Source organism: Paenibacillus sp. GYB006 (assembly GCF_036577645.1).
In the GTDB taxonomy this organism is placed as follows: Bacteria; Bacillota; Bacilli; order Paenibacillales; family Paenibacillaceae; genus Paenibacillus.
On record NZ_JARBDA010000005.1, the window covers coordinates 103,242 to 128,492 of the forward strand.

The window sequence follows — 25,251 nt, forward strand, 5'->3', positions numbered from 1 at the left end:
TAAAATAGCAGGAGGAATTTAGTTTACATGAGGAAAAATAATTGGGTTTACCTGGCCCTTATTGTGGCCGCTTCTATCTTGGTTATTACTCTGCTCTTACCTTCTCAGGATAAGAACAACACGGCTGAACCGCCTGCTCCAAAACAAGAACAGCAGCTGAAACAGCAATATAAATCTCAGGATGTTCAGACGACGGAGCGTTTATCACGAATGGATGCCGAGCAGCATTTGCAGAATATGCTCAAAGAGTTAAAGCTTGCAGACGAAGCAGAAATCACTTCCTACATCGATAAGCTCCAGTCCTCTCATCATCAGCTGCATACACTGATTTGGATGAATCTTAAGGATGGAACCTCTACATCTTATTCATTAGAGAAAAACAAGCAAAAACCTGTTCTCGAAAAAAATCAGCAGCTGATGTCCAGTATTAAATCGGCTAAACAAGCATTACGTAAGCATAAGTCTTATGAATCTAATTCTATGCTGCTCGGAGAAGAGAAATACTTTGTTGTCGGTCAGCCTGCTCTAGATGGTAAGCATGCCGTGGTTGCTGTGATGAGCCAGCATATTCTTAACGATGTGGAAGAACATCAGCGCCGCAACCTGCGTATGATCCCCTATCCAAAAGAAGGGAAATATAACGTGAATTCCGTACTTCCTGGATCTTTAAAAGGGATGACAGTAAAAACGGGACATGACAACCAAAATGCAAGTCATTACTATGAGAATGAAATTGTAATTCGCTTTAAAGAAGACCCTTCAACAGACAAAATGGAACAGATTAAGAAAGAAATTAAACTTGACCATGTTCATAAAATGGGTGAAACCTATGTATTTAAATCAAAGGATAAAGACTACGAAGCTTTAGCGTCGTACTTTAAGAAGAACTGGGATCCTATGTATACAGAGCCCCACTATCTGTATCTAACTAACGAATCATCTGATGATAACTTACGTGCAGGCAACATTCCGAACGATTTACTCTTCTCCAGATATCAATGGAACCTCCCTGCAACGGAAACCAATAAAGGCTGGTCTTTGTCCAAAGGCAGCGATAATGTTACCATTGCCGTCGTTGATACGGGAGTAGATCTGGATCATCCTGACCTGGAAGGGCAGTTTGTGGAAGGCTTTAATGTCGTTAACCCAGCAGAGAAACCATATGATGATGTAGGACATGGAACGCATGTCGCTGGTATTATCTCTGCCAAAGTGAATAACAATGAAGGTGTGGCAGGAATGACCTGGTACAATAAAGTGATGCCGGTCAAAGTACTCGACTCATCGGGGTCTGGAACAACTTATGCGGTAGCTGAAGGAATTATATGGGCTACAGATCATGGTGCAAAGGTCATTAATATGAGCCTCGGAAATTATGCGGATGCTGAATTTTTACATGACGCAATCAAATACGCCTATGATCGCGATGTCGTTCTTATTGCAGCAACCGGTAATGATAATACGGAACGCCCTGGTTACCCGGCAGCGTACCCTGAAGTTTTTGCAGTGTCTGCAACGGATTCGGCAATGAGACGAGCTGATTTTTCTAATTACGGCGATTATATTGACGTGGTGGCACCTGGAGCAAGTATCGCCAGCACTTATCCTGGAAATCAGTATGCTGCCCTGTCTGGCACATCCATGGCAAGCCCCCATGTGGCTGCTTTAGCTGGACTTATCCGCTCCGTTAATCCGGATCTCAGTAATGAAGAAGTGATGGATTTGATGCGTTCAAGCGTTATCGATCTTGGGGATTCAGGATATGACAAATATTTCGGATATGGACAAATCGATGTATATAAAGCACTCGAAAAAGCAGGAGCGAATGTAAAGGAAGACAGTCCTCTTCAATTCTGGCCGCAAAACTTACGAAACAAAATGGAAGACACGGTAAAAAAATATGTAAAATAGCTTCACTAATAAATAAAAAAAGAGCAGACGAGGAGCCTAAGCCTCTGGTCTGCTCTTTTTCATCCGTACTATCTACGGCGATTTCGACCGCAGCAATTACCAACGTTACCCATTTGTCCTTCTTGATCGCTTTCTACTACAGCCCACTCATGAACGGGAACAGGAATAACATGGTGTTTGTTGATGATTTCTACAGGGTGAATAATCGGTTGAATCGCTTTGTGATAGTGATTTTTCACAACATGAACAGGTTCACAAACAATCGGCTTCAGGGTTGGGCAATGCTTTTTCATATGGTGATGTCCTTGATAATTCATAACTCAACAACTCCTTTTCTTGTGATAATATAATCTATTCGAAATCGTCTTATCGGATTGGATGTTTGTCTCCTAATGACAAAAATATATGTAAAAATAAAAAAAACGGCAGAATGTCATCCTTTTTGAGGATCAACACTGCCGTTTGTATTTACATTATCTACATTGTTAATGTTAGCTGTTGTCAGTTAGGAAAGTTTTCCGTAAGCCGGGTTCTGTACTCTTCGTGGTATCACGGGAACTACCCTCCCACTTCAAGCGACAATCATCTATCTAGGCCATTCATTGCTGAACAGCTCAAGCGACCAACCTAGACACACCTCGGGCTAAGGCCGTCACAAGTGACTGTGTCTCTTTAGGTCTTGCTCCAGATGGGGTTTACCAGGAACGAAGTCACCAGCGTTCCTCGGGGTCTCTTACACCTCGGTTCCATCCTTGCCTGTGCTGGCGATAAACCAGCCATCGGCGGTCCATTTCTGTGGCACTATCCTTCAACTCGCGCTGACTGGACGTTATCCAGCATCCTGCCCTATGGAGCCCGGACTTTCCTCTCGTGGCAACAAGGCCACCAGCGATTGTCTGTTAAACTTTCCAAAACAACATTACATATTATACTCGGAACTCTTGCTTCATACAAGTACAATTCCTGGGATTTATCTGTTTACACAAATTGAAATGGTTCTGTGTTTATTTCGGAAGCATGTACTTTTGTTTCATATCGATTTTGTTCAAGTTTAGAACGCAGCCATTTGGCTGTATTAGGCTTCATAATTTTCTCAATATTATGTCCTGGATCAATAATCGCAATTCCTGCCATTAAAGCATCTTGAGCAGTATGGTAGTCGATGTCCCCTGTTACAATGACGTCCGCACCTTTGAACAGGGCAGGATTTACATACCGGCTGCCTGAACCTCCAAGCACGGCTGCTTTCTTCACAGTACGATTCAAATCACCGACAACTCGAACTGTTTTGACATCGAACTGTTCTTTCACTGTATCTACGAGTGTCTGCAGTGAGACAGGTTCAGCCAATTTCCCCACTCTACCCAGACCAAGCGCTCGACCTTTCAGGTCCATATGATAGAGGTCATAAGCTACCTCCTCATACGGATGTGCTTTTAACATAGCCTGAACGACTTTGCTCTTTACAGACCCAGGAACGATCGTTTCGATCCGCACCTCTTCTACACGCTCCATTTGACCTTCTGAGCCAATAAAAGGCTTAGTTCCTGCTCCAGGTACAAAAGTTCCTACACCGTCTATATTGAAGCTGCAGTGGCTGTAATCACCGATAGCACCGGCTCCTGCACCAAGAATGGCCTGCAGTACTTTTTCATGATGTGTCTTTGGTACAAATACCACCAGTTTATATAAGTTTTCTGTATGCAAATCCTCGAGAGGAGATCCATTCTGGATTCCGATCGCCTCTGCCATCCAGTCATTAATTCCGCCTTCTGCGACATCCAGGTTCGTGTGACTAATGTATACCGCAATATCATGCTTAATCAGCTTTTCATATAATTTCCCCATTGGAGAATCTGTATTAAGCGATTTTAATGGCCGAAATATAATGGCATGATGGGCAATAATTAAATCAGCTTGAATGCGGATGGCTTCATCAATAACCTCTTCTGTTACATCGAGAGCTACAAGAACATTCTTGATTTCTTTCTGGAGCGTTCCTAGCTGCAGTCCAATCCGGTCATCAGGGACAGCCAAGTGTTTAGGTGCCAGCTGTTCCATATATGAAATTACAGTTTGTCCTTTTGCATACATAACAGTACCTCCTCAATCCGCTTCAACCTATTTTGAATCTCTTCGGCTTTTTCTTTTGCAGCAGGTAGATCTGAGTTAGACAATGATTTCAGTACATGTTTTAGCTTGTCCATTTCCCAGTGCCACTTTTTTATAAAGACAGGACCTCCTTGTTCTACTAAAAAAGGACCCATCGCGATTAGCTCATCCTTGCTCAGTTCGATTTCATTTTCCCCAGTACCGATTAATTTTGGTTCATAAATCTCATCATTGGCAATATGTGAAAAATAAGCGGGTACGGCAGCAATGACTTCATAAATCTTCCCGTCTTCTTCAATGATTCGTTCTGCTTCAACAACAAAATCATGTTCATATAACCATTTACGGAGTATATCTTCTCCAACATTAGGTTGCAGAATAAGCCGCGTGACACCTTCCAGCCTATGAATGCCTCGATCTAGGATAGCGGCAATCAGCGCTCCTCCCATACCTGCAATCGTAACCGTATCTACTTCTCCTGGTTCGATGACATCAAGGCCATCTCCTCTGCGCACTTCAATTTTCGCAGAAAGACCTGCGCTTGCCACTTGTTTCTTTGCAGCTTCAAATGGACCTTCGTTCAGCTCGCCCGCAATCGCCTTCACAGCTTGACCGCTGCGAACACAAGCTACCGGCAGAAGAGCATGATCTGAACCAATATCAGCAAGAATCCGCCCTGGGTCCATTAGATCATGTAATAATTGCAATCTTTTTGACAATTTCACTTCACAACACCATCCATATTTACTTGGTTTACAGTCCAAGAGGACCTTCGCAGTAATGCATTCTCATTTGCAATCAGACAAAAAAAGAGCTAAAATAATGTTTATTAGCAAATTCAATACATTAGTTCCAAAAACAAGAAAACTTGTTCGTATTAATTATAAATAAAGAAGACCTCCTGCCACATCACACAGCAGAAGGCCCACTATTTCAACTATTCAAGAAAATCTTTCAGGCGTTTGCTGCGACTTGGATGGCGTAGCTTACGCAATGCTTTTGCTTCGATCTGACGAATCCGCTCACGTGTAACGCCAAACACTTTACCTACTTCTTCAAGTGTTCTTGTACGTCCATCATCAAGACCAAACCGCAAGCGAAGCACATTCTCTTCACGCTCAGTCAGCGTATCCAGCACATCTTCCAGTTGCTCTTTAAGAAGTTCATAAGCTGCTGCATCTGCAGGAGCTAGTGCTTCCTGATCCTCAATAAAGTCTCCCAAATGAGAATCATCTTCCTCACCAATCGGTGTTTCCAGTGAAACCGGTTCTTGTGCAATCTTCGTAATTTCTCTTACTTTTTCTACACTTAGATCCATTTCCGCTGCAATCTCTTCCGGTGTTGGTTCGCGTCCCAACTCTTGTAGGAGCTGACGAGATACACGAATCAATTTGTTAATGGTTTCTACCATATGCACTGGAATACGAATGGTACGAGCCTGGTCGGCAATTGCACGGGTGATCGCCTGGCGAATCCACCAAGTTGCATACGTACTAAATTTGAAACCTTTATTATGGTCAAACTTCTCAACCGCTTTGATCAATCCCATGTTTCCTTCTTGAATTAGATCGAGGAAAAGCATACCACGACCAACATAACGCTTCGCGATACTTACAACGAGTCGTAAGTTAGCTTCTGCTAGACGTCGTTTTGCTTCTTCGTCTCCATTCATAATACGCTTAGCGAGTTCAACCTCGTCATCTGCGGATAGAAGTGGAACACGGCCGATTTCTTTCAAATACATACGCACCGGGTCATTAATTTTGATACCTGGAGGTAAGCTTAAATCATCATCAAAACGGAAATCATCACTATCATTGTTTTCGGAGTCTTCACTTGGACGAAGTGGGTTCTCCTCATCATTTTCATTCACTACATCGATTCCCAAATCACTGAGCTGTTCATAAAACTCATCCATTTGTTCTGGATCTTGATCAAATGGAGAAAGTTTCTCCATGATCTCTTTATAGTTTAACGATGCCCTCTTTTTACCTTGTTCAATCAGTTGGTCTTTTACTTGATCCAGCGTCAATTCTGTCTCTAGTTCAGTATGCTGATCATTCGCCATATTCCGACTCCCTCCTCCCTAGAAACATGCTATGCTAAAAACAATCACTGTCTCTCTAGGGTTATAATCTCACTTGCAATTTGTGCTGCACGCAAAAAGTCTCCGGATCGTTCGGCAGCAATCATTTCTTCTTTCTTTTGATCAATCTGCCTGAGTACAGGGTATTTAAGCACCTCTCGTATACAATCATCCAGGGCACTCTGATCCCACTGACCAGGAGCATCCATCATGGTGATCGAGCTCACTGTTTTTTCCAACCGGTCATCCTGAAGGGATAACATAAACAACCCTGTATCCGGCGCTTTTCCTTGTGCGTAATAAGCATATAGATAAGCAGCAATTGCTGCATGATCGTTAATGTTAAAAGCCTCACCTAAATGTTCATTGACGTACCTTGCAGCTTCCTCGTCTTGAAGCATCCAGGATAGAAGCCTTCTCTCGGCCGCATGATAGGCAGGAAGAAGATTAGGTGTAGGAATCTGCCTATTTTGTTGCCTACCATTATTCCACCTGTTATCAATATTATCCCCAAAATGCTCGTTTTTTTGTATTTGTTGTCTTTCGAGGTTACATTCCTGCTTTAAGGTCTCGAAATCAACATCTACTTCAGATGAAAGTTCCCGAAGATATACTTCCCTTTCTGTTGGTGATGAGAGGGGAGCTATCAGTTTGATGGCCTCCCTTGAATAAGCGATTCGACCACCTTCTTCTAGCAGTATATGGTTTTTCTTCAGGTTTATAAGCTTAAATTTTATTGGAGACACTGCACCATCAATAATTTGATGGGTAAAGCGGTCACCGCCATGCTTTCGAATGAATTCATCCGGATCAAGTCCATCGGTTAGAAGCGCAATCTTTACTTCAAGACCAGCGGATTCCAAGATAGGCAAGTTTTTTAGTGCAGCAGCTTGTCCGGCTTTATCACCGTCATAACAAATAATTACCTCATCACTGAGTGATTTAAGCATTCGTGCTTGGTTTTCTGTTAATGCGGTTCCCATTCCAGCCACACCATTAAGAATATCATGCTCCCACGCAGAGATTACGTCCCCGTATCCTTCAAACAAAATCGTCTGTCCTTTCTTACGAATGGAAGACTTAGCATCATACATGTTATAGAGGATCCGACTTTTATTAAATAATCTCGTTTCGGGTGAGTTTAGATATTTGGGCTGGCCATCTCCCATGGTCCGTCCCGCAAAAGCAATTACCTTGCCGCTACTGCTTTTGATAGGAAAAATAATACGATCTCGAAAACGGTCTACATATCCCCCGCCTTCATGTCGAGAAGAAATGAGTCCGCCCTTCTCCATTTCTGGAAGAGAGAAAGAACGTTTCTCAAGAAATTGAACCAGTGTATTCCATCCTGCAGGAGCATAACCAATCTGAAAATGATCAATTGCCTTATCGTTCATACCCCGACCACGTAAATATTCTATTGCTGCTTTGCCGTACTCTGAATTTTTGAGTAGATAATGGTATAATTTCGCAGTGAGTTCGTTCGCCTGCAGCAAACGCTCCGTTTCCGGATTGTGGTGCGCAACATTACGTCCATGCCAATCCCCAAGAGGGATATGACTTTCTTCTGCCATTGACTTTACAGCCTCGGGGAAGGTTAATCCTTCGATTTCCATCCTAAATTTGATGGCATTTCCACCCTTGCCGCAACCGTAGCAGTAGAAAATCTGGCGTTCTGGTGTAACCGTAAACGAAGGGGTATTCTCTGAATGAAACGGGCAAAGGCCCTTCATGTATTTGCCCTGCTTGGTCAGATGTACAAATTTACTTACCGTGTCTACGATATCATTACGCTGAAGAACTGATTCGATAACACTTTCCGGTATGTTACCCTGTCCGGCACTCATCCTAACCACCTTCATCTCTTAACACGTAAATATAATTCGCTAAACTCACACAAACTCCTGCAAATCTTTCAAAAGTTTTGTCAGTTTATGTTGAAATGTCCTTCGATCCTCATCTGTCAGTGGCTTCGGACCTTTCCCATAATGACCCCTTTTTCTTGCTTTTGCATGAGTATGTCTAGAATCAAGCAGAAAATCGATGTCCTGATTATCAATTATTTTTCCTCGAAAAGTAATAACACTGCAGTTCTTGGCTAGAGCCAGTGCAGCAAGTCCATAATCTTGAGTCACAACCACATCATGAGCACGTATATGATTCGCAATGTAAAGATCGGCACTCTGATCGCTGCGATCTACTTGGATTACCGTTACCCCTTCTGCTGCCTCTAACCGGTGATCAAATGAAGATACCATTAGCACATGCATGTCAAACCTAGAAGCTGTTTCTGCAATTTCACGTTTTACGGGGCAAGCATCGCCATCGACGACAATTCGCCTTTGCATATCTCCATCACCCGTCTCTTTTTAAATTCAGTCCGGGATATTATTATATACGCCTGAGACCATCCTAATTCCTGCCCAGGCATCAAATACGGCAAACAAAGAAAATAACACAGGACAGCGATATACGCTGCCCATTAATATATCCTTTGTTTCCCTTTATTTTGTTTTGACAATCTCAAAGTCCAGTATAGACCCTGCCGATTATTACCAAACCAACTTAGAGAAATCAGCGAACGATTTCAAGTCTTGATCGATAGAAGCGAGTAAGCCTAAGCGATTCGCACGAACAGCTTCGTCTTCTGCCATAACCATAACAGAATCAAAGAATTCGGTGATAGGCTCTTTCCAGGAGCTAGCCAAACTTAAGGCCTTTTCTGCATCATGACGAGCAATAGCTTCTTGGTAAGCAAGAGAAGTAGCCTTCCATGCATCATATAGTTTACGCTCTCCATCTTCCACAAATACCTCTTCACTAACCGAAGCATTAGAAGCTTTAGCCGCCAAATTACCTACACGATTAAAGGAGTCCACTGTTGTTTTGAAATCTTCTTCAGAGACCACAGCATTCATTAAAGCAGCTCCGCGGCGCGTAACGGATACGATATCATTGTACTGAGCACTAATCACCGCATCCACTACATCATAACGCATGGTTTCAGACAAGAGTTTTTTGACCCGCAAACCAAAGAACTCCTGTAAGTCTTTACGTATTTCATCAGCCGGACGTTTCATAACTCTCATGCTTTCATGAACTCCGAGTCCAATTTCAAAAATAGCATCCAAAGTTATAGGCAGTTCATGTTCATAAGCAATCTGTACGATACCAGCCGCTTGACGACGCAGAGCATAAGGATCTTGTGAACCCGTTGGAATAATACCGATAGAGAAACAACCTACGATGGTATCTATTTTATCAGCAATACTTACGATAGATCCAATCATCGATGCTGGAACATGATCAGAAGCGGATCTCGGTTGGTAATGTTCAAAGATTGCTCTAGCTACCTCGGCGCGTTCCCCTGCTTTCAAAGCGTAATCTTCGCCCATAACCCCCTGCAATTCAGGGAACTCATATACCATCTGTGTTACCAGATCAAATTTACAAATATCAGCTGCACGGCTGACCGATTCAACCTGATCTGCCGGGATATTCAGCTTCGCTGCAAGCGCATCTGCAATTTTGCGAATACGACGGACCTTATCTCCAACCGTACCCATCTCTTCTTGGAAAACAATGCTCTCAAGTTTGGATACTGCATCTTTAATTTGTAATTTTTGATCTTCTTCATAAAAGAATTTCGCATCGGACAAACGTGCACGAAGGACTTTCTCATTCCCTTTTGCAATCACATCAAGCGATTCTTTTCCGCCGTTACGTACAGTGACGAAGTAAGGAAGCAGTGTGCCTTTGTCGTCAAACACAGGGAAATAACGTTGATGTTCACGCATCGAAGTAATCAGCACATCTTGTGGAATGTTAAGGAATGAAGATTCAAATGTTCCGTATAACACCGTTGGAGTCTCAACCAGGAACAAAATTTCTTCGAGCAAATCTTCTTTAACACCAATTGTCCAGTTCTTCTCTTTAGCCAGCTCTTCGATTTGTTTCACAATCATCGCACGGCGCTCTTCAATATCGACAATTACATGCTGAGAACGTAATGCTTCAACATAAGCAGAAGGCTCTTTTATCTCGATTTCTTTTCCTAGGAAACGGTGTCCTCGCGTAATATTGCCTGAAGTAACGCCCGCAACTTCTATAGAGACCACATCTGAACCAAAAAGCGCGACCATCCAGCGGATCGGACGAACGAATTTGAAATCATAAGAAGCCCAGCGCATAAATTTAGGGAATGTCATCGCATGTAAGATTTGCAGCAAACCTTCAGCAATAACTTCAGAAGTTTCCGTACCTTTGCTGCTTTTCGTTGCGTAGATGTATTCCACTCCGCCAAGTTCTTTAAACGTAAACTGTTCTGGAGAAACACCCTGACTTCTCGCAAAACCAAGTGCCGCTTTGCTCCAATTTCCGTTTTCATCCACTGCAATTTTGCGTGACGGTCCTTTTACTTCTTCTTCAATATCCTCTTGCTTTTCAGCAACGTCTTTAATAATGACAGCCAAACGACGTGGGGTCGCATAAGCTTCTACAGCACCATGGTTTACCCGGATACTGCTGAGCCATTTTTCCATCCGGTCCTGAAGCTGCTCAATCGCTCCGCGCACAAATCTTGCAGGCACTTCTTCTAGACCAATTTCAAATAGTAGATCTTTAGACATGATCCGCACCTCCTTGCTTAATCAATGGGAATCCGAGCTTCTCGCGCTCCGCTAGATACGTTGCAGCGACTTGACGAGCGAGATTACGTACTCTCGTAATATAACCCGTCCGTTCCGTTACACTAATTGCTCCACGTGCATCTAAAAGGTTAAACGTATGAGAGCATTTGAGCACATAATCATAAGCTGGGAATACCAGATCCTGATCCATTGCCTTTTTTGCTTCTTCTTCATACATGTTAAAGAGCGTAAATAACATACGAACATCAGAAACTTCAAACGTATATTTGGAATGCTCCACTTCCGGTTGATGGAACACGTCTCCATATTTCACATCGCCTACCCACTCCAGGTCAAATACATTATCTTTATCCTGGATATAGGATGCTAGACGCTCCATACCATAAGTGATTTCAACAGAAACAGGACTTGTTTCGATCCCGCCTACTTGTTGGAAATAGGTAAACTGCGTAATTTCCATACCATCGAGCCATACTTCCCAGCCAAGACCCGCACAACCAAGAGAAGGATTCTCCCAGTTATCTTCTACAAAACGGATATCATGCTGATTCGCATCAATACCCAGCGCCTTAAGGCTGTCTAAATATAGTTCCTGAATATTGTCAGGAGAAGGTTTGATAATGACTTGGAACTGATGATGTTGATACAAACGGTTCGGGTTTTCTCCGTATCTTCCATCCGAAGGACGTCTTGACGGTTCCACATAAGCTACTTTCCATGGTTCAGGTCCGATTGAACGAAGGAAAGTCATTGGATTCATTGTACCTGCGCCCTTTTCCGTATCATATGGCTGAACAATAATGCATTCCTGGCCTGCCCAGAACTCTTGCAGCGTTAAAATCATTTGCTGAAAATTCATGTACTTCTCTCCTTTTTCATCAGCTGTAGGACAGCAAAAAACCCCCGCCCTACGCCTGTTATACAGACGTAGGGACGAGAGTTAATCCCGCGGTTCCACCCTACTTGATTACTTCAAAACTCAGAAGGAGCTTTCAAGCAATCCACTTTTCCGTATCATGTTCTGCTCACGAGTGCCGTTTCCTAAACAAAACCTGCCGGACTCTCACCTGCACCGACTCGCTAGTTAAGGTTTGTCTGTTCAGTACTTTCTCGATCAACGCATGTCTCTTAGAGACTATTATGGTTCATAATAACTTAGTGACAATGCGCTTGTCAAGAAAACATCCAGAATGGAACTTTGAATTCACATTCTATAAACCGTACTTTTCCATTTGATCAAGAAAATGACGGGATTTCAGTTTTAAGGCTAATTGCTGATCCATAAAAGCACGCATGATCACCTTAATTTCAGCCTTTGTCTCTTCACGTACAGAGATATTGCCTAGACGCTGTAAATCCAGCGCTGAAAATAAACGTAACAACTTTAAAGCCCTTGGGGTTATATTCATGGCCGGCGGATCAAAGTGTTTACACGCACGGCATAGAACGCCTCCGAGACCCGGACTAATGAAATATTCTTCATCCGGTCTCTCCCGTCCGCAGGAAATACAAGCTTGAAGCTCAGGTGCATATCCAGCGGATTGTAATATTTTCATTTCATAAAGATGAATAATAATAGCCGGATCTTTATCTTCTTGAAGGGCCCCGAGGCATGCCTTTAATTGTTTAAACCAAAAGGTCCCTGTTTCATCATCTTGCAGCACACGATCCAGTAACTCACAGGCATAAGAAGCAAATGCTGCCTTTATAATATCCTCACGCAGTAGATGATGAGATTCAATAATTTCACCTTGATTTAAGGTACCAAGTCCCTGATTACGAAAAAAAACATATTCCCCATACGTAAACGGCTGTGTCAGGGCAGCATGGCGGCTTTTTGCCTTTTTAGCTCCACGGACAAGAACTCCTACTTTACCTCCATTTTCGGTGCAAAGCGTAATAATCTTGTTCCCTTCGCCGTAGTCCATACTGCGGATGACGATCCCTTCCACCCTGTATAGCATGTTTCGTCCCCCACAAGCCACTCCTGCCGCACCTTACTAAGATTCGATCTGAACCGCATCAAAAGGCTCAACCTCCCCTTCAGCTTCGATTCCTACCTCATCCAGGATAGATGCACAAGCTTCTTTGTACAGCAAGTAAGCATCAACATCTCCAGTCTTTGCAAAATACGTCCACGAAAAATCTCGCATAAGTATTCATCCTCTCTTGTGGAAATGACTTGATAAGCATCTAAGAGATAGGATGTACAAGGGAGATCTTTCTATGCGTAAAACAGCACTGGAAGTGTACGGCAGAAAAGGCATTTCTCAAATATTCAAACTATTTACGCGTCTCGATGAAAACCTAAATCACGGAGAACTCGGTCTTGATTCCGCCAGTCTTTTTTCACTTTTACCCAAAGTTCCAAAAATATTTTGGAACCGAGGAGTCTTTCAATATCGTGACGAGCTCGTTTCCCTACTTCTTTAAGAAGAGCACCTTGTTTACCGATAATAATTCCTTTTTGGGAATCACGCTCCACATAAATCACAGCAGATACATACACTGTCCCATTTTCTTGGGCACGCATATCTTCAATGGTAACAGCAATGGAGTGAGGAACTTCTTCACGTGTCATATGCAGAATTTTTTCACGAACGAGCTCAGCAATGACAAACTGCTCCGGATGATCTGTAATTTGATCTTCAGGATAATATTGAGGACCCGCCGGCAAATACTTCTTAACTTGATCAAGAAGTGTATTTACGTTATTGCCAAGCTTAGCTGAGATCGGTACGATCTCGGCAAATTCATGCAGCTTACTGTACTGTTCAATTAAAGGCAATAGAGCTTCAGGCTCGATTTGATCAATTTTGTTTAAAACAAGGATTACAGGTGTTTTTACATCTTTCAACTGTTCGGCAATAAAGCGGTCACCGCCGCCCATTCCTTCCGCTGCATCAACTAAAAATAAAACAGCTTCTACTTCTCGAAGCGTATTAAGTGCCGTCATATTCATGAAATCGCCCAGTTTTGATTGACGTTTATGAATGCCTGGTGTGTCTAGGAAAACGATTTGCATATTGTCTGCGGTGTATACACCGTGAATTTTATTTCTCGTTGTTTGCGGCTTATCGGACATGATCGCAATTTTTTGCCCGATGACTTGATTCATTAAAGTGGATTTACCCACATTCGGTCTGCCGATAATGGCTACAAAACCCGATTTAAATTCTTTTTTTGACATATTTCCTCCAAATTAGGGCTCAAACCCTGTACATTGATTTTATACTTTCGCAAGATCTTGAGGGCCGAATGCCCCTGGCAGTAGATCGGAGACGGTTGTTTCCACAATGTCACCTTTCAGATTTCCTAAGTAAACAGGCATATCGGGTTCACACAATTCAAACATCACCTGACGACATATACCACAAGGAGAGATCGGACCTTCTGTATCTCCTACGATCGCTATTGCTTTAAATTTTCTAGGCTCATGGCCGCTCGCGATGGCACTAAACACAGCCGTTCGCTCTGCGCAGTTACTTGGACCGTAAGCTGCATTTTCAATATTACAACCATGATAGATATGGCCATCTTCCCCAACCAGTGCAGCACCCACTCCAAAGTGGGAGTATGGGATATAAGCTTTCTTACGAGCTTCAATGGCTTCTTTCATCAAACTTTGCTTATCCATATATCTTACCTCTTTCTAGAACGAAATGTTATTTATTTTAGAAAGCCCATGTAATCAGCGGCTCCAAAAAAACAAACAATGCAATAATCACGGCAAAAACCGCCGCCAGCAGCACAGCTCCAGCAGCGGTATCTTTAGCGGATTTTGCGAGCAAGTGAAACTCAGGGGAGGCGAGGTCTACGACCCGTTCAACAGCGGTATTCAGCAGCTCTGTTATCATCACACCAGCAATTGCCACACAGATGAACATCCACTCCACCTGCGAAATATGAAAAAATAGGCCCGCAACAACGGCAAGGAGAGCACACGCCGCATGAACACGCAGATTTCGCTGCGTTAGAAAACTTTCAATTAAGCCCTCCATTGCATTACGAAATACATCACCCCATGAGCGCTTTTTCATTACCGACTGAGCCCCACCTCAGCAAGAACTGTTTCCTGTTTTCCCATCATTTCAGCTTCACTAGCTTCGTCCTGATGATCATAACCTAACAAATGAAGAAAACCATGTACAAACAAAAATCCGATCTCACGATGAATGGAGTGACCATATTCCTTGCTTTGAGCTATTGCAGTCTCCACCGAAATAATAATATCTCCAAGGATTTCAGGAAGATCTATAGCTTCATTTTCACCAAGATCATAAATAATATCCAGTTCTTCATCAATCGATTCATTCATAGCAAAAGAAAGTACATCGGTAGGACGATCGATTCCTCGATATTCCTTATTCAGTTCATGAATCTCTTGGTCTGTTACAAAAGTGAGGGCTACCTCACCATCTGTAATCTTCTCCATCTCGGCAGCTTTTTCAAGCAGTTTCTCCAAAGTCCCAATTAATTCTTCCGTGATCTCAACAACTTCTTGGTTATTATTCCATACCAGTTGCACACTCATTTTCGTATGCTCCTTATCTGTATACTCTATTGTTATCTTAATAAGCGGTTAAGTCTAAAGCAATCGCTTTTCGCTGCTGGCTCTAACTTAACTTTTTGGTTTCTTTATTTCTTCCGGATATTCAATTCGAGAATGGAAAATACCCATTACCGCTTCTTTTAACGTCTTCGCCACAATATCCAGCTCACGCATGGTCAAATCGCAATCATTCAGCTGATGATCATCGAGCCTGCTTTTTATAATCTTCTCAATCATCGTTTCTACCTGTTCTACCGTCGGTTTCCGTAAGGAACGAACTGCGGCTTCCACGCTGTCTGCAATCCCTACTATAGCTGCTTCTTTGGACTGAGCTTTAGGGCCTGGATACCTAAAATCTTCTTCGGTAAAATCAGGTTCTACTCCTGCCTCTTCCGCCTGCTTTATCGCCTTTTGATAGAAAAAGTGCAAGAAGGTTGTTCCATGATGCTGCTCCGCTATGTCACGAATCCGTTTAGGAAGTTTATAATCTTTTTGCATCTCCACACCATCTCTTGCATGAGCGATAATAATGGACTTACTAAGCTTAGGATCCAGTGTGTCATGCGGATTTTCCATATTGTTCTGATTCTCGATAAAATAAATCGGTCGTTTTGTTTTTCCGATATCATGATAATAAGAACCCACTCTGCATAAGAGTCCATCTGCACCGATCGCTTCAGCAGCCGCCTCAGACAAGTTACCTACCATCACACTGTGATGATAAGTCCCCGGTGTTTCTGTAAGCAGTTTACGTAATAACGGGTGATTCGGATTCGACAACTCTACAAGCTTCAAAGCGGATAAAATTCCAAAAGTAGATTCAAAGAACGGCATAAGACCAATGGCAAGAATCGCCATCAGAATTCCACCTGCAAAAGCAAAACCTACTCCGTACAGTGCATTCGTACGATCCCAATCTCCATCTCCCAGAATCGAAAGCATGAAGACCACAAGGGATCCAATCAAAGACACCATAATACCGCTTTTCAGTAAAGTGGAGCGCTGACTCGCCTTGTCCGTAGCAAAAATAGCAACAAAGCTGACAATGACAGTAAACAATCCAAAATTGAAATCAAAATTTTCGTTTTGCTGCGTATTTAGTATAATGCTGGCCACAATCCCAAAAATAATAGCAGAAATATAGGCCAAAGGTATATCGAGCAGCAGGGTAATTAACATAACGCCAATCCCTACCGGAGCCAAGTATCCGACGAATACTCTACCATCTGTCTGAAGAAAAGCAACTAAATGCATACTGCCTATCGTAATCACAAATACACATAACAGCATGAGCAGCTGCGCATTGTTATATTTGAACTCCGGATTACTCATTTGCTGCATGTACATAAGGATACCTAATGACAGAAACAGCGACAGTAACAATAAACCAAACTGCGGCCAATAATTCACTTCATCACGCAGAAGTTTATTATCCGAAAGCAGCTTGTACACTTCTTCGGTAATAATCTCCCCTTTGGCTACAAGCGTTTCCCCTTCTTCGATGTACACAGGCGGCGTATTTTCCCGCGCCTTCGCTTTGGCTTCTTTTGTCGCTTCTTCATCGTAGAATTTATTTGACGTAATAACAAATCGGGTAAGTTCCTGAACCACCTCACGGGAAGTACGGTCATTAAGCGAGCTTGTATTGACCATTTCCGCTACTTTTGCGCGTGGAATAGATGCATCTGTAATCTGGTCCACCATAAGCCGAGAGACAAGCTCTCTTGCCACAGGTTTCATCTCTTTAATCTGATCTGAAGACAGTCTGGCAATTTTGATGTAGGTCTCTTCTGGAATACGGTAAGACTGTCCTTCGGTTACTTTACGAATCTCTTCGAGCAGCGGTTCGGAATAAATACCGGAGCTTCGATTATTGTTAATAAAATTCGATACGGAGTCCTTTAGTCGCTGCGGAATTTCTTGTTTATAGATTTCTATCTTGTCGTCACTTGATATATCATCCTGATTTAAACGGTCAATACGGTCAAGTATGGATGTAATTAAACTTTCATTACGTAAAGAGACATATTGGTAGATCGGCTGAACACTTTCAGCCGCCTGTTCCTGTGCAAGCGCCCGTGCTTGATTATCTTGGATCTGCATCGGCGCCTTAATTTCTTTTTCACTACGTGTTCCCTGCTGAATATCATAACGCTCAGGCAACAGACTCGGAGACAAACTAACATAGAACAGAATGAGCATAAACAAAAACAGAAGATAGCGGGCTCCCCTGCTATTCTTCCATCCCATTTTCTTATTCTGAAAAGACTTGTCTTTAGACAATTCCTTAGGGGTCACCAGGAAACAATCCCTTTCTATTCTTGATTTTCTGCGGCTCGGTCGTAAGCAGTGATGATTTTCTGCACAAGGGTGTGCCTTACCACGTCAGTTTCAGCAAAGTAAACAAATCCAATCTCTTCAACACTCGATAGAATCGATTTCGCTTCTATGAGTCCTGATTTCTTACCTCTAGGCAAGTCGATTTGAGTTACATCTCCGGTGATTACCATTTTGGAACCAAAACCGAGACGGGTCAAAAACATTTTCATCTGTTCCGGTGTGGTATTCTGCGCTTCATCCAAAATAATAAAAGAATCATCCAGTGTACGGCCACGCATGTACGCCAGTGGTGCAATCTCTATGAGGCCGCGTTCCAGCGCTTTGGCCGTTTGATCAGGACCCATTACATCATATAGCGCATCATATAGCGGACGCAGATAAGGATCGACCTTTTCCTGAAGATCTCCTGGCAGAAACCCGAGGTTCTCCCCTGCTTCGACAGCAGGCCGGGTTAATACAATTCTCTTCACAGATCCTTCTTTTAACGCGGCTACCGCGAGAACAACAGCAAGATAGGTTTTCCCTGTTCCCGCAGGTCCGATCCCAAATACGATGTCCCGTTTCTTGATGGTCGTAACATAATGCTTCTGCCCAATCGTCTTTACACGAATTGGTTTACCGCGAAAGGTAGTTGTAATTTCACCTTTAAATAAGTCAAGCAGCTGATCGGCTCTGAAATCTTTGGCAAGTTCGGTTGCGTACTGGATATCTCTTTCGGAAAGAATGTATCCATTACGAATTAATTGCAATAATACTTCAAATAGCTGTTCCATTTTCTCAACTTCATTTCCGTCGCCCCGAATGGTGATTTCGGCTTCACGTGAGTCAATCGTCACTGGAATTTCGGACTCCATGAGTTTAAGAAAAGTGTCCTGTGGTCCAAAAAGTGATTGTCCTTCACCTGCGTTCTGAAGAGAGATGCGTATGCTGCGATTATGTTCTGTCAAATAACCTCATTCTCCTTGATCTTCAACTTGGTTATAAACGAGCGGTAATTCAACCGCGATACTTTCTTCTACTTCGAAAAGCACTTTCATATAAACTTTACCATTCTCTTTCTTCTCATGCAAAATTTTTTCGCTGATAATCTTAGTACCTTTACCGTTTTTCGCTAAAATATCATTTTTTGCTGCTTGAAGGCCTTGCCCTTTCACAAACTCTTCACCAAGAGACTGCTCTTTATACAACGTTTCACGGTCAATTTCAGTCATCCAACCCACTGGAAGTTTAAAAGAGCGCCATTTCAGCGGGTCCACTTCGGTAATGGTCTCAAATTTGCTGTATGGAGTATCTCCATAGCCCCAGAACTGGACTGCTCTGTTTCCGAGCACAAGGAAGCGACGTTCTTTAGACTCTCCTGTATAAGTGATCTGCTTTTGAAACAAAGGTACTTCAATATTATATTCATGCCAAACAAGCCCTTTTACTTCCCCTTTGGCTACGACACTCTGTGTGTTCTCTTCGTCCCCAAGAATACCTGATATAAGTACAGCACCCTTCTTGACCCGCATATCCTTCTGAACTACGGGTCTGCCTTGTTCCGCATAAATTTCAGTGATTACAGCATCCGTCTTGCTGATCAGATGTCTTGGACTCATCAGCGGTTTCTTCTCTGGTTCATCCGCTTCAACGACCTGAATCGTAACTTTGGTTCCTTCCCGGAGTACCCCGATCCACGAAGCTGCAGGGAGCTGCTTCACCATATCCTTGGCCAGCTCGTCCTGTTCCGGAAGCCGAAATGAAAATTGAAAAGGATATAACCCTTCTTTACGAGCTACTTCCAAAATTTCTTCTTCTGGTATTTTTATATTCCCTTCTACTTTTACGTCCCATACCAATGCAGACATGCCATACAATAAAACGAAGAATAAAATGGCGCCCGTTACAAACAGTTTCCGTTTTAGTAGTCTTGCCGTGAAAAAGGGGAGCCCAATACGCTGCTTTACCCGTACCCTGCAGCCTGTCCGTTTTAAAAGCGGGCGAAGCTCAAAGAAATCGTCCACCAGAATATTCATACTGGCACTGCGATTACCTATTGCTTTGATCTCCCATACATTCAGTCCATGCTTCGCCATTTCATTAATCATGGCTTCGATGTCGCCCCCGAGAAGTACAATATGAACAGTTCCCCTAATATTGGCCAAGCCCGGTGTTCTCACTTGACATCCTCCGTCCCCATATACTGAATATTTTTAATATGGCCTTCTACCGCTACTTCTTCAGGCATAATATTCCGAATGACAAGCTCTGTACCGCTTACCTCAAGCCGTCCTACAGATAGGTCGAGCACAAGTTTATCTTCGGAGAAATGTACAACACCGCGATGGTTCTCTATGTATAATTGCTTACTTCCGATCAGGGTTAGCCTTGGCATGTCAAAAAGAACATCCTGCGGCAAATCGAGTACTTCGCTGGTCCATTTGCGCAAATTGCGACTGATCCGGGTCATTGAGCTGGTCTTCCCCCTTCCTGTACTCTAAACCATATGCAGGAAAAGGCTGCTTTATGAGGATTTCATGACAAAAAGCCGCCTTTCTCCATTAAGAGAAAAGACGGCTCCTTGGTTAATCCAATATTAATACTTATTGCGAGAATGATAAGGACGTTTTGCCCGCGGCGGTCCTAACACTTCTGCCCAAATAATCCCTTTACGAATATCGGATGGGTCAGCAAATAACTTTTCCTGTTCATTCGGTTTCTGAGAAGATTGTGCCCTGGAAGCTGCAGCACGCCTTGCGGCTCGTGCCGCTCTCTCAGACTCTTCTTTTATTCTTTCTAATCGCAGTCTCTCTGCTTCGATCTGTCTGCGCTGTTGCTCCATAATATCATGCTGAGATAATTCTTCCTCTGGAGAATCTTCTACAGCATTAGGGAAGTATGGAGACGGAGAGGGAGTAGCAGGAGTATCATAAGGATTGCGATACTCCCCATCACGGGAATCAACAGGATCTATAGGAAGTGTAAACTCTCTTGAAGAAGGTCTCTCCGATCCGCTATTCCTTCTCGATTTATTTGCTTTATTCAAAAATGAAATGAGCGCAAAGCCAATCACAAATACGAAGTAGATGTTGCTAAATAACCAGTCCAGAAGGTTCATCTATTTCACCACCTTATCTGTTTTGGTTATGATCATCCTGGTCTCTCTTGCTTTCTTCCGGCTTCGCAATAGCACCACGCATCTCTGTATCTGCCTCGATATTGCGATAGTTCATATAATCCATAATTCCAAGTTGTCCGTTTCGGAAAGCTTCTGCCATCGCGAGCGGCACATCAGATTCTGCTTCAACAACGCGAGCTCTCATCTCAATCACACGCGCTTTCATCTCTTGTTCTTGTGCAACCGCCATCGCGCGTCGTTCTTCTGCTTTTGCCTGCGCAATTCGTTTGTCTGCTTCTGCCTGTTCCGTCTGCAGATCAGCCCCGATATTTTTACCTACACTAACATCGGCAATATCAATAGAGAGAATCTCAAATGCAGTACCTGCATCCAAGCCTTTCTCAAGTACGGTACGAGAAATTCGGTCCGGATGTTCTAGAACATCTTTATGCGAGTTAGAAGCACCGTTCGTACTTACAATCCCTTCCCCTACACGGGCAATAATGGTTTCTTCACCCGCACCACCGACGAGGCGATCAATATTAGCACGAACCGTTACACGTGCTTTAACTTTCACTTCAATCCCGTCTTTTGCTACCGCAGAGACGACTGGAGTCTCAATTACTCGTGGATTAACACTCATTTGAACAGCCTGTAGCACATCACGACCTGCAAGGTCAATCGCTGCAGCACGTTCAAATTCAAGTGGAATGTTCGCACGTTGTGCGGCGATCAAGGAGTTAACCACTCGGTCTACGTTACCACCTGCGAGATAATGACTTTCCAGTTGGTTAATGTTAAGACCAAGTCCTGCTTTTGTAGCTTTAATGAGTGGGTTTACAATTCGGCTTGGTACAACCCGTCTCAGTCTCATAGCTACGAGGGTAATAATGCTTAATCTAACACCGGACGCAAGCGCCGAGATCCAGAGCATTACAGGGAAAAAGCTAAAGAACACACTTAATATGATGACCGCAACAACGGCAATTAACAGAATAGCTATCCAACCTGATTCAAATACCATGTAGTAAATTCCTCCAACAAATTAATTTTTTTATAACAGAATCACGCCATCTTATTTAACCGTTATTTAACGCCGCTAGCTTCTCTTTCACTTTGTTTCTTCACCACAACACGCGAACCTTCCACCTTGTAGACATAAATAGGTTCGTTTGCGAGAATATAATCCCCTTCTGTAACCACATCTACACGCTCTGTCCCAATGACAGCCGTACCCGATGGGCGAAGCGGAGTCGCACTTGTGCCTTCCATTCCAATCAGGTCTTCTCTGGTTCTAACCGAAGAATATCCTCTGTCAGCCGTCATGTTATCATTCAGAATAAAACGATTCCAGATTCCTTTCTCCTTGAACACGATGGCGACTATGATCACAAGTGCAATCGCAGCAGCTGCCGCAATTCCTAAGGAGACAAGTGCTGTACTTGTATCGTATGCGGCTCTAACGACCCCTGTAATAAGACTCCCAGCACCCAGTACACCCAGAATACCAAAGCTTGGAACAAATAGTTCAGAGATAAGGAGTGCAATTCCGATGATAAACAGGAACCACGTTTCCGATCCGCCGATACCTGCCACATAACTTCCACCGAAATAAAGGACAAAGCTCAAGAAACCAACAATACCTGGTACTCCAAATCCAGGAACAAATAGTTCAATCAATATGCCAGCGATCCCAATGAATAATAGAATCGTGGAGACAACAGGATGAGTGAGGAAACTCGAAAGCTTCTCAAATGTCGTCTGTTCCATCGTATAGATATTATCAGGCGAGTAATTTAACCATGTAGCTACTTCGGCAGGCGATGAGACGATTTTGTCAGCGTAACCAACTTCGAGCGCTTCCTTCGCTGTCAGAGAGATAACTTCGCCTTTTTCTTTGGTTCTACTAATTTCAGGCATTTCAACAACCATATTAAGATCGGTCATCCCGCCTGCGATCTCTTTTTTACGATCATTCTTTTCAGCTGCCGCCTGCATGTTTGACTTCCATGTAGCTACTAGCTTGGGATCATCAATATAATTATTGCTCCCATCGACCAAAGCTGCCGCACCAATTGTACTTGCCGGAGACATTGCAATATAATCAGAGACCAACGCAATATAACTGCCTGCTGAAGCCGCATCTCCGTTAATATAAGCTACTGTAGGAATTTTGCTTGCCTGAATCATATCTCCAATTTCTTTTGTCGTTGCGACAAGTCCGCCAGGCGTGTTGATCTGAAGAACAATCAGGCCTGCCTGTATTTCTTCCGCTTCCTTGAACCCGCGTTCCATGAATTTTTGAAGCCCGCGTTCAATAGGCTGATCTACCGGAATGACATACACCGCACCATCTTTCGCAGCAGCCTGAATACCCTGAGGTTGAACAAAAGTAGAGACGAGAGTAACAAAGAAAGCGATTAAAATAACAACCGGAAACTTCCAATTTTTGATTTTATTCATTAATTGTTGTACCTCCCTTCTATATCATCCTATAATACCCACCACATAATGTATATTACGTATGTAAACAATTTACGTTTCAAAAAAAGAAAAACACTCCCTGAGTTAGGGAGTGTTTACGGTTATGTTATTGCAGAAATTGTTGAACTGCTTGGCTCACCAGCTTGCCATCCGCTTTGCCTTTTACTTTCGGCATCAGGGCTGACATGACTTTCCCCATCTCGGCTTTCGAAGAAGCACCGGTTTCCTGGATGGTCTGCTGTACAATGACTTTAATTTCTTCTTCGCTAAGCTGTGCGGGAAGGTACTGACTGATTATATCAATTTCCGCTTTGGCATTCTCCGCAAGTTCTGTGCGACCCGCTTTATCAAATTCTTGGAGGGCATCTTTGCGCTGTTTGATTTCACGACTGAGGATATCAAGCACTTCGTTGTCATCCAAAGGTCTTTTCAAATCTATTTCAAGATTCTTAATCGTCGAACGAACCAATCGAATGGTGGAGAGTTTGAACTTGTCCTTACTCTTCATCGCTTGCTTCATATCTTCGTTCAATCGTTCGCTAAGATTCATGTTGTTATAATCCTCCTAAAACTTTCTCTTACGAGCAGCCTCGGACTTTTTCTTACGTTTTACGCTTGGCTTTTCATAATGCTTACGTTTCTTCACCTCAGCCAAAACACCATCTTTAGCGATAGAGCGTTTAAAGCGACGAAGTGCAGCATCAATAGTCTCGTTTTTACGAACTTTAGTTTCAGACACCAGTTTTCCCTCCCTCCGACCAGACCGTCCAAGAGCATATAACACGGTTCATCAAACTTAATTATAGGTGAAAATTCGTTAGCGTGTCAACCTATATACCAATATCGTTTAAAAACAAGGTTTTTATGCGCTTTATCTACGAAATTAACTGTGAGAATTGGAAATTCCAGTGAGTGCACCAAGGCGCGCTCCGCCTAGCACATGGTAATGAAGATGATGGACGGTTTGTTCTCCATCTTTTCCACAATTATTAATTAAACGGTATCCAGATTCTGCAATTCCAAGCTGTTTAGCAGCTTCCTGTGCAGCCTTATGGATCTCAGCAATCAGACCAAAATCTTCTCCCGCAACTTCATTCATGGAAGCAATATGCTTTTTCGGAATAACCAAAACATGCACCGGAGCAGCCGGCTGTATATCATGAAATACAACCACATGTTCATTCTCGAGCACCTTATTAGAAGGAATGCTACCCTCTACAATTTTGCAAAATAAACAATCCATTTTCATTCCTCCTTTTTTATTACACCAAAGTATGTGAATCAATTTCATAACTTATTAAAATGATGAATTTGTAACTATATATAGACAAACAAAACCATTTTGATCTATATATACCCCTGATTAAAGCAACTAAAGGAATTATGAAATTGATTCTTGTACAATAATTTTATCATAACGGATTATAAAACCATTCGCCAGTTGAAGAGGAACATAAAAACGCCCCTTTTCAAAAAGAAAGAGGCGTTTTTTACGAATTTACTTATAATAAAGGCAATAGAGTCAATGCGGTTATACCAATAAGCGGTAGTAACAAACGTCTGAATCTTCGTCTGCCTGGATAATATCCGCCGCCATGATGCGGATAACCTCCATATCCACCATATCCACCATATCCACCAATTGGCATAAAGGCACGTGTGTCTCCGCATGGCGGAGGAGGACACCCACAAGATACGCCTTGATGGGCATACATAGAGGTTTGCATTGGAGCAAACATCTCATTCATATACTCACTTCCCACGGGTATGGCGAGACTAAGATATTCTTCATCCATATTCTCGATGATTCCATCATGCATAGAACCATCTTCCATCCATACACATACATAACGATGCATATGATCTTGACACATTTTTTTCACTTCTGTTTTTTCCATTTTCTTGTTCCTCCTCGGCATCTGGGCTGATACCCTATGTTATTCACTTCAAGAATAAGTGCCAAGAGTTAAGAAGATTTTTTTCTTCCCGCCTTTGAAGGAATGTCGAATTGGAAGTTCGT

Annotated in this window: 26 protein-coding genes and 1 other RNA gene; 1 reads left to right on the forward strand and 26 read right to left on the reverse strand. The window is 42.9% G+C overall.

Annotation, left to right across the window (positions count from 1 at the left end):
• The first annotated feature begins 27 nt into the window (after positions 1-27).
• Positions 28-1,911, forward strand: coding sequence for a S8 family peptidase (locus tag PV403_RS13905; protein ID WP_332085052.1), 1,884 nt, complete (start codon positions 28-30; stop codon positions 1,909-1,911).
• Between the two features lie 68 nt (positions 1,912-1,979).
• Here the strand turns inward: PV403_RS13905 and PV403_RS13910 are convergent, their stop codons facing one another.
• The 26 genes from PV403_RS13910 to PV403_RS14035 all read right to left on the reverse strand — a co-directional run bounded on the left by PV403_RS13910 (position 1,980) and on the right by PV403_RS14035 (position 25,129).
• Positions 1,980-2,228, reverse strand: a complete 249-nt coding sequence (locus PV403_RS13910) for a hypothetical protein (protein ID WP_213530081.1) — start codon at positions 2,226-2,228, stop codon at positions 1,980-1,982.
• Between the two features lie 189 nt (positions 2,229-2,417).
• Positions 2,418-2,819, reverse strand: an RNA gene (gene rnpB / locus PV403_RS13915) — RNase P RNA component class A.
• Positions 2,820-2,889: 70 nt separating this feature from the next.
• Entirely contained in the window at positions 2,890-4,005 is a 1,116-nt protein-coding gene (locus tag PV403_RS13920; protein ID WP_213530082.1) for a Nif3-like dinuclear metal center hexameric protein, read from the reverse strand.
• Positions 3,981-4,748, reverse strand: a complete 768-nt coding sequence (locus PV403_RS13925) for a tRNA (adenine(22)-N(1))-methyltransferase (protein WP_332085053.1) — start codon at positions 4,746-4,748, stop codon at positions 3,981-3,983. The genes PV403_RS13920 and PV403_RS13925 overlap by 25 nt, the downstream gene beginning before the upstream one ends.
• A 212-nt stretch (positions 4,749-4,960) precedes the next feature.
• Positions 4,961-6,091: an RNA polymerase sigma factor RpoD gene (rpoD, locus tag PV403_RS13930; RefSeq protein WP_160034146.1), complete on the reverse strand. Its 1,131-nt coding sequence runs from the start codon at positions 6,089-6,091 to the stop codon at positions 4,961-4,963.
• Positions 6,092-6,135: 44 nt separating this feature from the next.
• Entirely contained in the window at positions 6,136-7,956 is a 1,821-nt protein-coding gene (gene dnaG / locus PV403_RS13935) for a DNA primase (RefSeq protein WP_213530086.1), read from the reverse strand.
• Positions 7,957-8,001: 45 nt separating this feature from the next.
• Entirely contained in the window at positions 8,002-8,457 is a 456-nt protein-coding gene (locus tag PV403_RS13940) for a YaiI/YqxD family protein (RefSeq protein ID WP_213530088.1), read from the reverse strand.
• Positions 8,458-8,661: 204 nt separating this feature from the next.
• Positions 8,662-10,737 carry a glycine--tRNA ligase subunit beta gene (gene glyS, locus PV403_RS13945; RefSeq protein ID WP_332085054.1) on the reverse strand — a complete coding sequence of 692 codons (2,076 nt, stop codon included), beginning with the start codon at positions 10,735-10,737 and terminating at the stop codon, positions 8,662-8,664.
• Complete coding sequence (gene glyQ, locus PV403_RS13950) at positions 10,730-11,617, reverse strand: glycine--tRNA ligase subunit alpha (RefSeq protein ID WP_160034137.1); 888 nt, start codon at positions 11,615-11,617, stop codon at positions 10,730-10,732. The genes glyS and glyQ overlap by 8 nt, the downstream gene beginning before the upstream one ends.
• A 352-nt stretch (positions 11,618-11,969) precedes the next feature.
• A complete protein-coding gene (recO, locus tag PV403_RS13955) occupies positions 11,970-12,722 on the reverse strand; it encodes a DNA repair protein RecO (RefSeq protein ID WP_213530092.1) in 753 nt (250 codons plus the stop codon).
• A gap of 36 nt (positions 12,723-12,758) precedes the next feature.
• The gene (locus PV403_RS13960; protein WP_332085055.1) at positions 12,759-12,911 is read right to left on the reverse strand and encodes a YqzL family protein; all 153 of its coding nucleotides are present in this window, start codon (positions 12,909-12,911) and stop codon (positions 12,759-12,761) included.
• A gap of 134 nt (positions 12,912-13,045) precedes the next feature.
• Complete coding sequence (gene era, locus PV403_RS13965) at positions 13,046-13,948, reverse strand: GTPase Era (protein ID WP_213530096.1); 903 nt, start codon at positions 13,946-13,948, stop codon at positions 13,046-13,048.
• Positions 13,949-13,987: 39 nt separating this feature from the next.
• Positions 13,988-14,395, reverse strand: coding sequence for a cytidine deaminase (locus tag PV403_RS13970; RefSeq protein ID WP_213530098.1), 408 nt, complete (start codon positions 14,393-14,395; stop codon positions 13,988-13,990).
• A 37-nt stretch (positions 14,396-14,432) separates the two neighbouring features.
• Entirely contained in the window at positions 14,433-14,798 is a 366-nt protein-coding gene (locus PV403_RS13975; protein ID WP_332085057.1) for a diacylglycerol kinase family protein, read from the reverse strand.
• Complete coding sequence (ybeY, locus tag PV403_RS13980) at positions 14,798-15,292, reverse strand: rRNA maturation RNase YbeY (protein ID WP_332085058.1); 495 nt, start codon at positions 15,290-15,292, stop codon at positions 14,798-14,800. The genes PV403_RS13975 and ybeY overlap by 1 nt, the downstream gene beginning before the upstream one ends.
• Positions 15,293-15,379: 87 nt before the next feature.
• On the reverse strand, positions 15,380-17,608 hold the full coding sequence (locus PV403_RS13985) for an HD family phosphohydrolase (RefSeq protein ID WP_213530104.1): 2,229 nt from the start codon (positions 17,606-17,608) through the stop codon (positions 15,380-15,382).
• Positions 17,609-17,625: 17 nt separating this feature from the next.
• Complete coding sequence (locus tag PV403_RS13990; RefSeq protein WP_191798844.1) at positions 17,626-18,597, reverse strand: PhoH family protein; 972 nt, start codon at positions 18,595-18,597, stop codon at positions 17,626-17,628.
• Between the two features lie 6 nt (positions 18,598-18,603).
• A complete protein-coding gene (gene yqfD / locus PV403_RS13995; RefSeq protein ID WP_332085060.1) occupies positions 18,604-19,809 on the reverse strand; it encodes a sporulation protein YqfD in 1,206 nt (401 codons plus the stop codon).
• A complete protein-coding gene (gene yqfC / locus PV403_RS14000; protein WP_213530109.1) occupies positions 19,806-20,099 on the reverse strand; it encodes a sporulation protein YqfC in 294 nt (97 codons plus the stop codon). The genes yqfD and yqfC overlap by 4 nt, the downstream gene beginning before the upstream one ends.
• Before the next feature lie 126 nt (positions 20,100-20,225).
• On the reverse strand, positions 20,226-20,747 hold the full coding sequence (locus tag PV403_RS14005) for a hypothetical protein (RefSeq protein ID WP_332085061.1): 522 nt from the start codon (positions 20,745-20,747) through the stop codon (positions 20,226-20,228).
• 13 nt (positions 20,748-20,760) lie between these two features.
• Positions 20,761-21,771, reverse strand: a complete 1,011-nt coding sequence (gene floA, locus PV403_RS14010; RefSeq protein WP_213530114.1) for a flotillin-like protein FloA — start codon at positions 21,769-21,771, stop codon at positions 20,761-20,763.
• Positions 21,772-21,833: 62 nt separating this feature from the next.
• A complete protein-coding gene (locus PV403_RS14015; RefSeq protein WP_332085062.1) occupies positions 21,834-23,210 on the reverse strand; it encodes an NfeD family protein in 1,377 nt (458 codons plus the stop codon).
• Between the two features lie 127 nt (positions 23,211-23,337).
• On the reverse strand, positions 23,338-23,781 hold the full coding sequence (locus PV403_RS14020; RefSeq protein ID WP_160034110.1) for a GatB/YqeY domain-containing protein: 444 nt from the start codon (positions 23,779-23,781) through the stop codon (positions 23,338-23,340).
• Positions 23,782-23,796: 15 nt separating this feature from the next.
• Positions 23,797-23,970, reverse strand: a complete 174-nt coding sequence (gene rpsU, locus PV403_RS14025; RefSeq protein ID WP_005547957.1) for a 30S ribosomal protein S21 — start codon at positions 23,968-23,970, stop codon at positions 23,797-23,799.
• Between the two features lie 144 nt (positions 23,971-24,114).
• The gene (locus PV403_RS14030) at positions 24,115-24,474 is read right to left on the reverse strand and encodes a histidine triad nucleotide-binding protein (protein WP_332085064.1); all 360 of its coding nucleotides are present in this window, start codon (positions 24,472-24,474) and stop codon (positions 24,115-24,117) included.
• A 259-nt stretch (positions 24,475-24,733) separates the two neighbouring features.
• Positions 24,734-25,129, reverse strand: a complete 396-nt coding sequence (locus tag PV403_RS14035) for a hypothetical protein (protein ID WP_332085065.1) — start codon at positions 25,127-25,129, stop codon at positions 24,734-24,736.
• Positions 25,130-25,251: the final 122 nt, after the last annotated feature.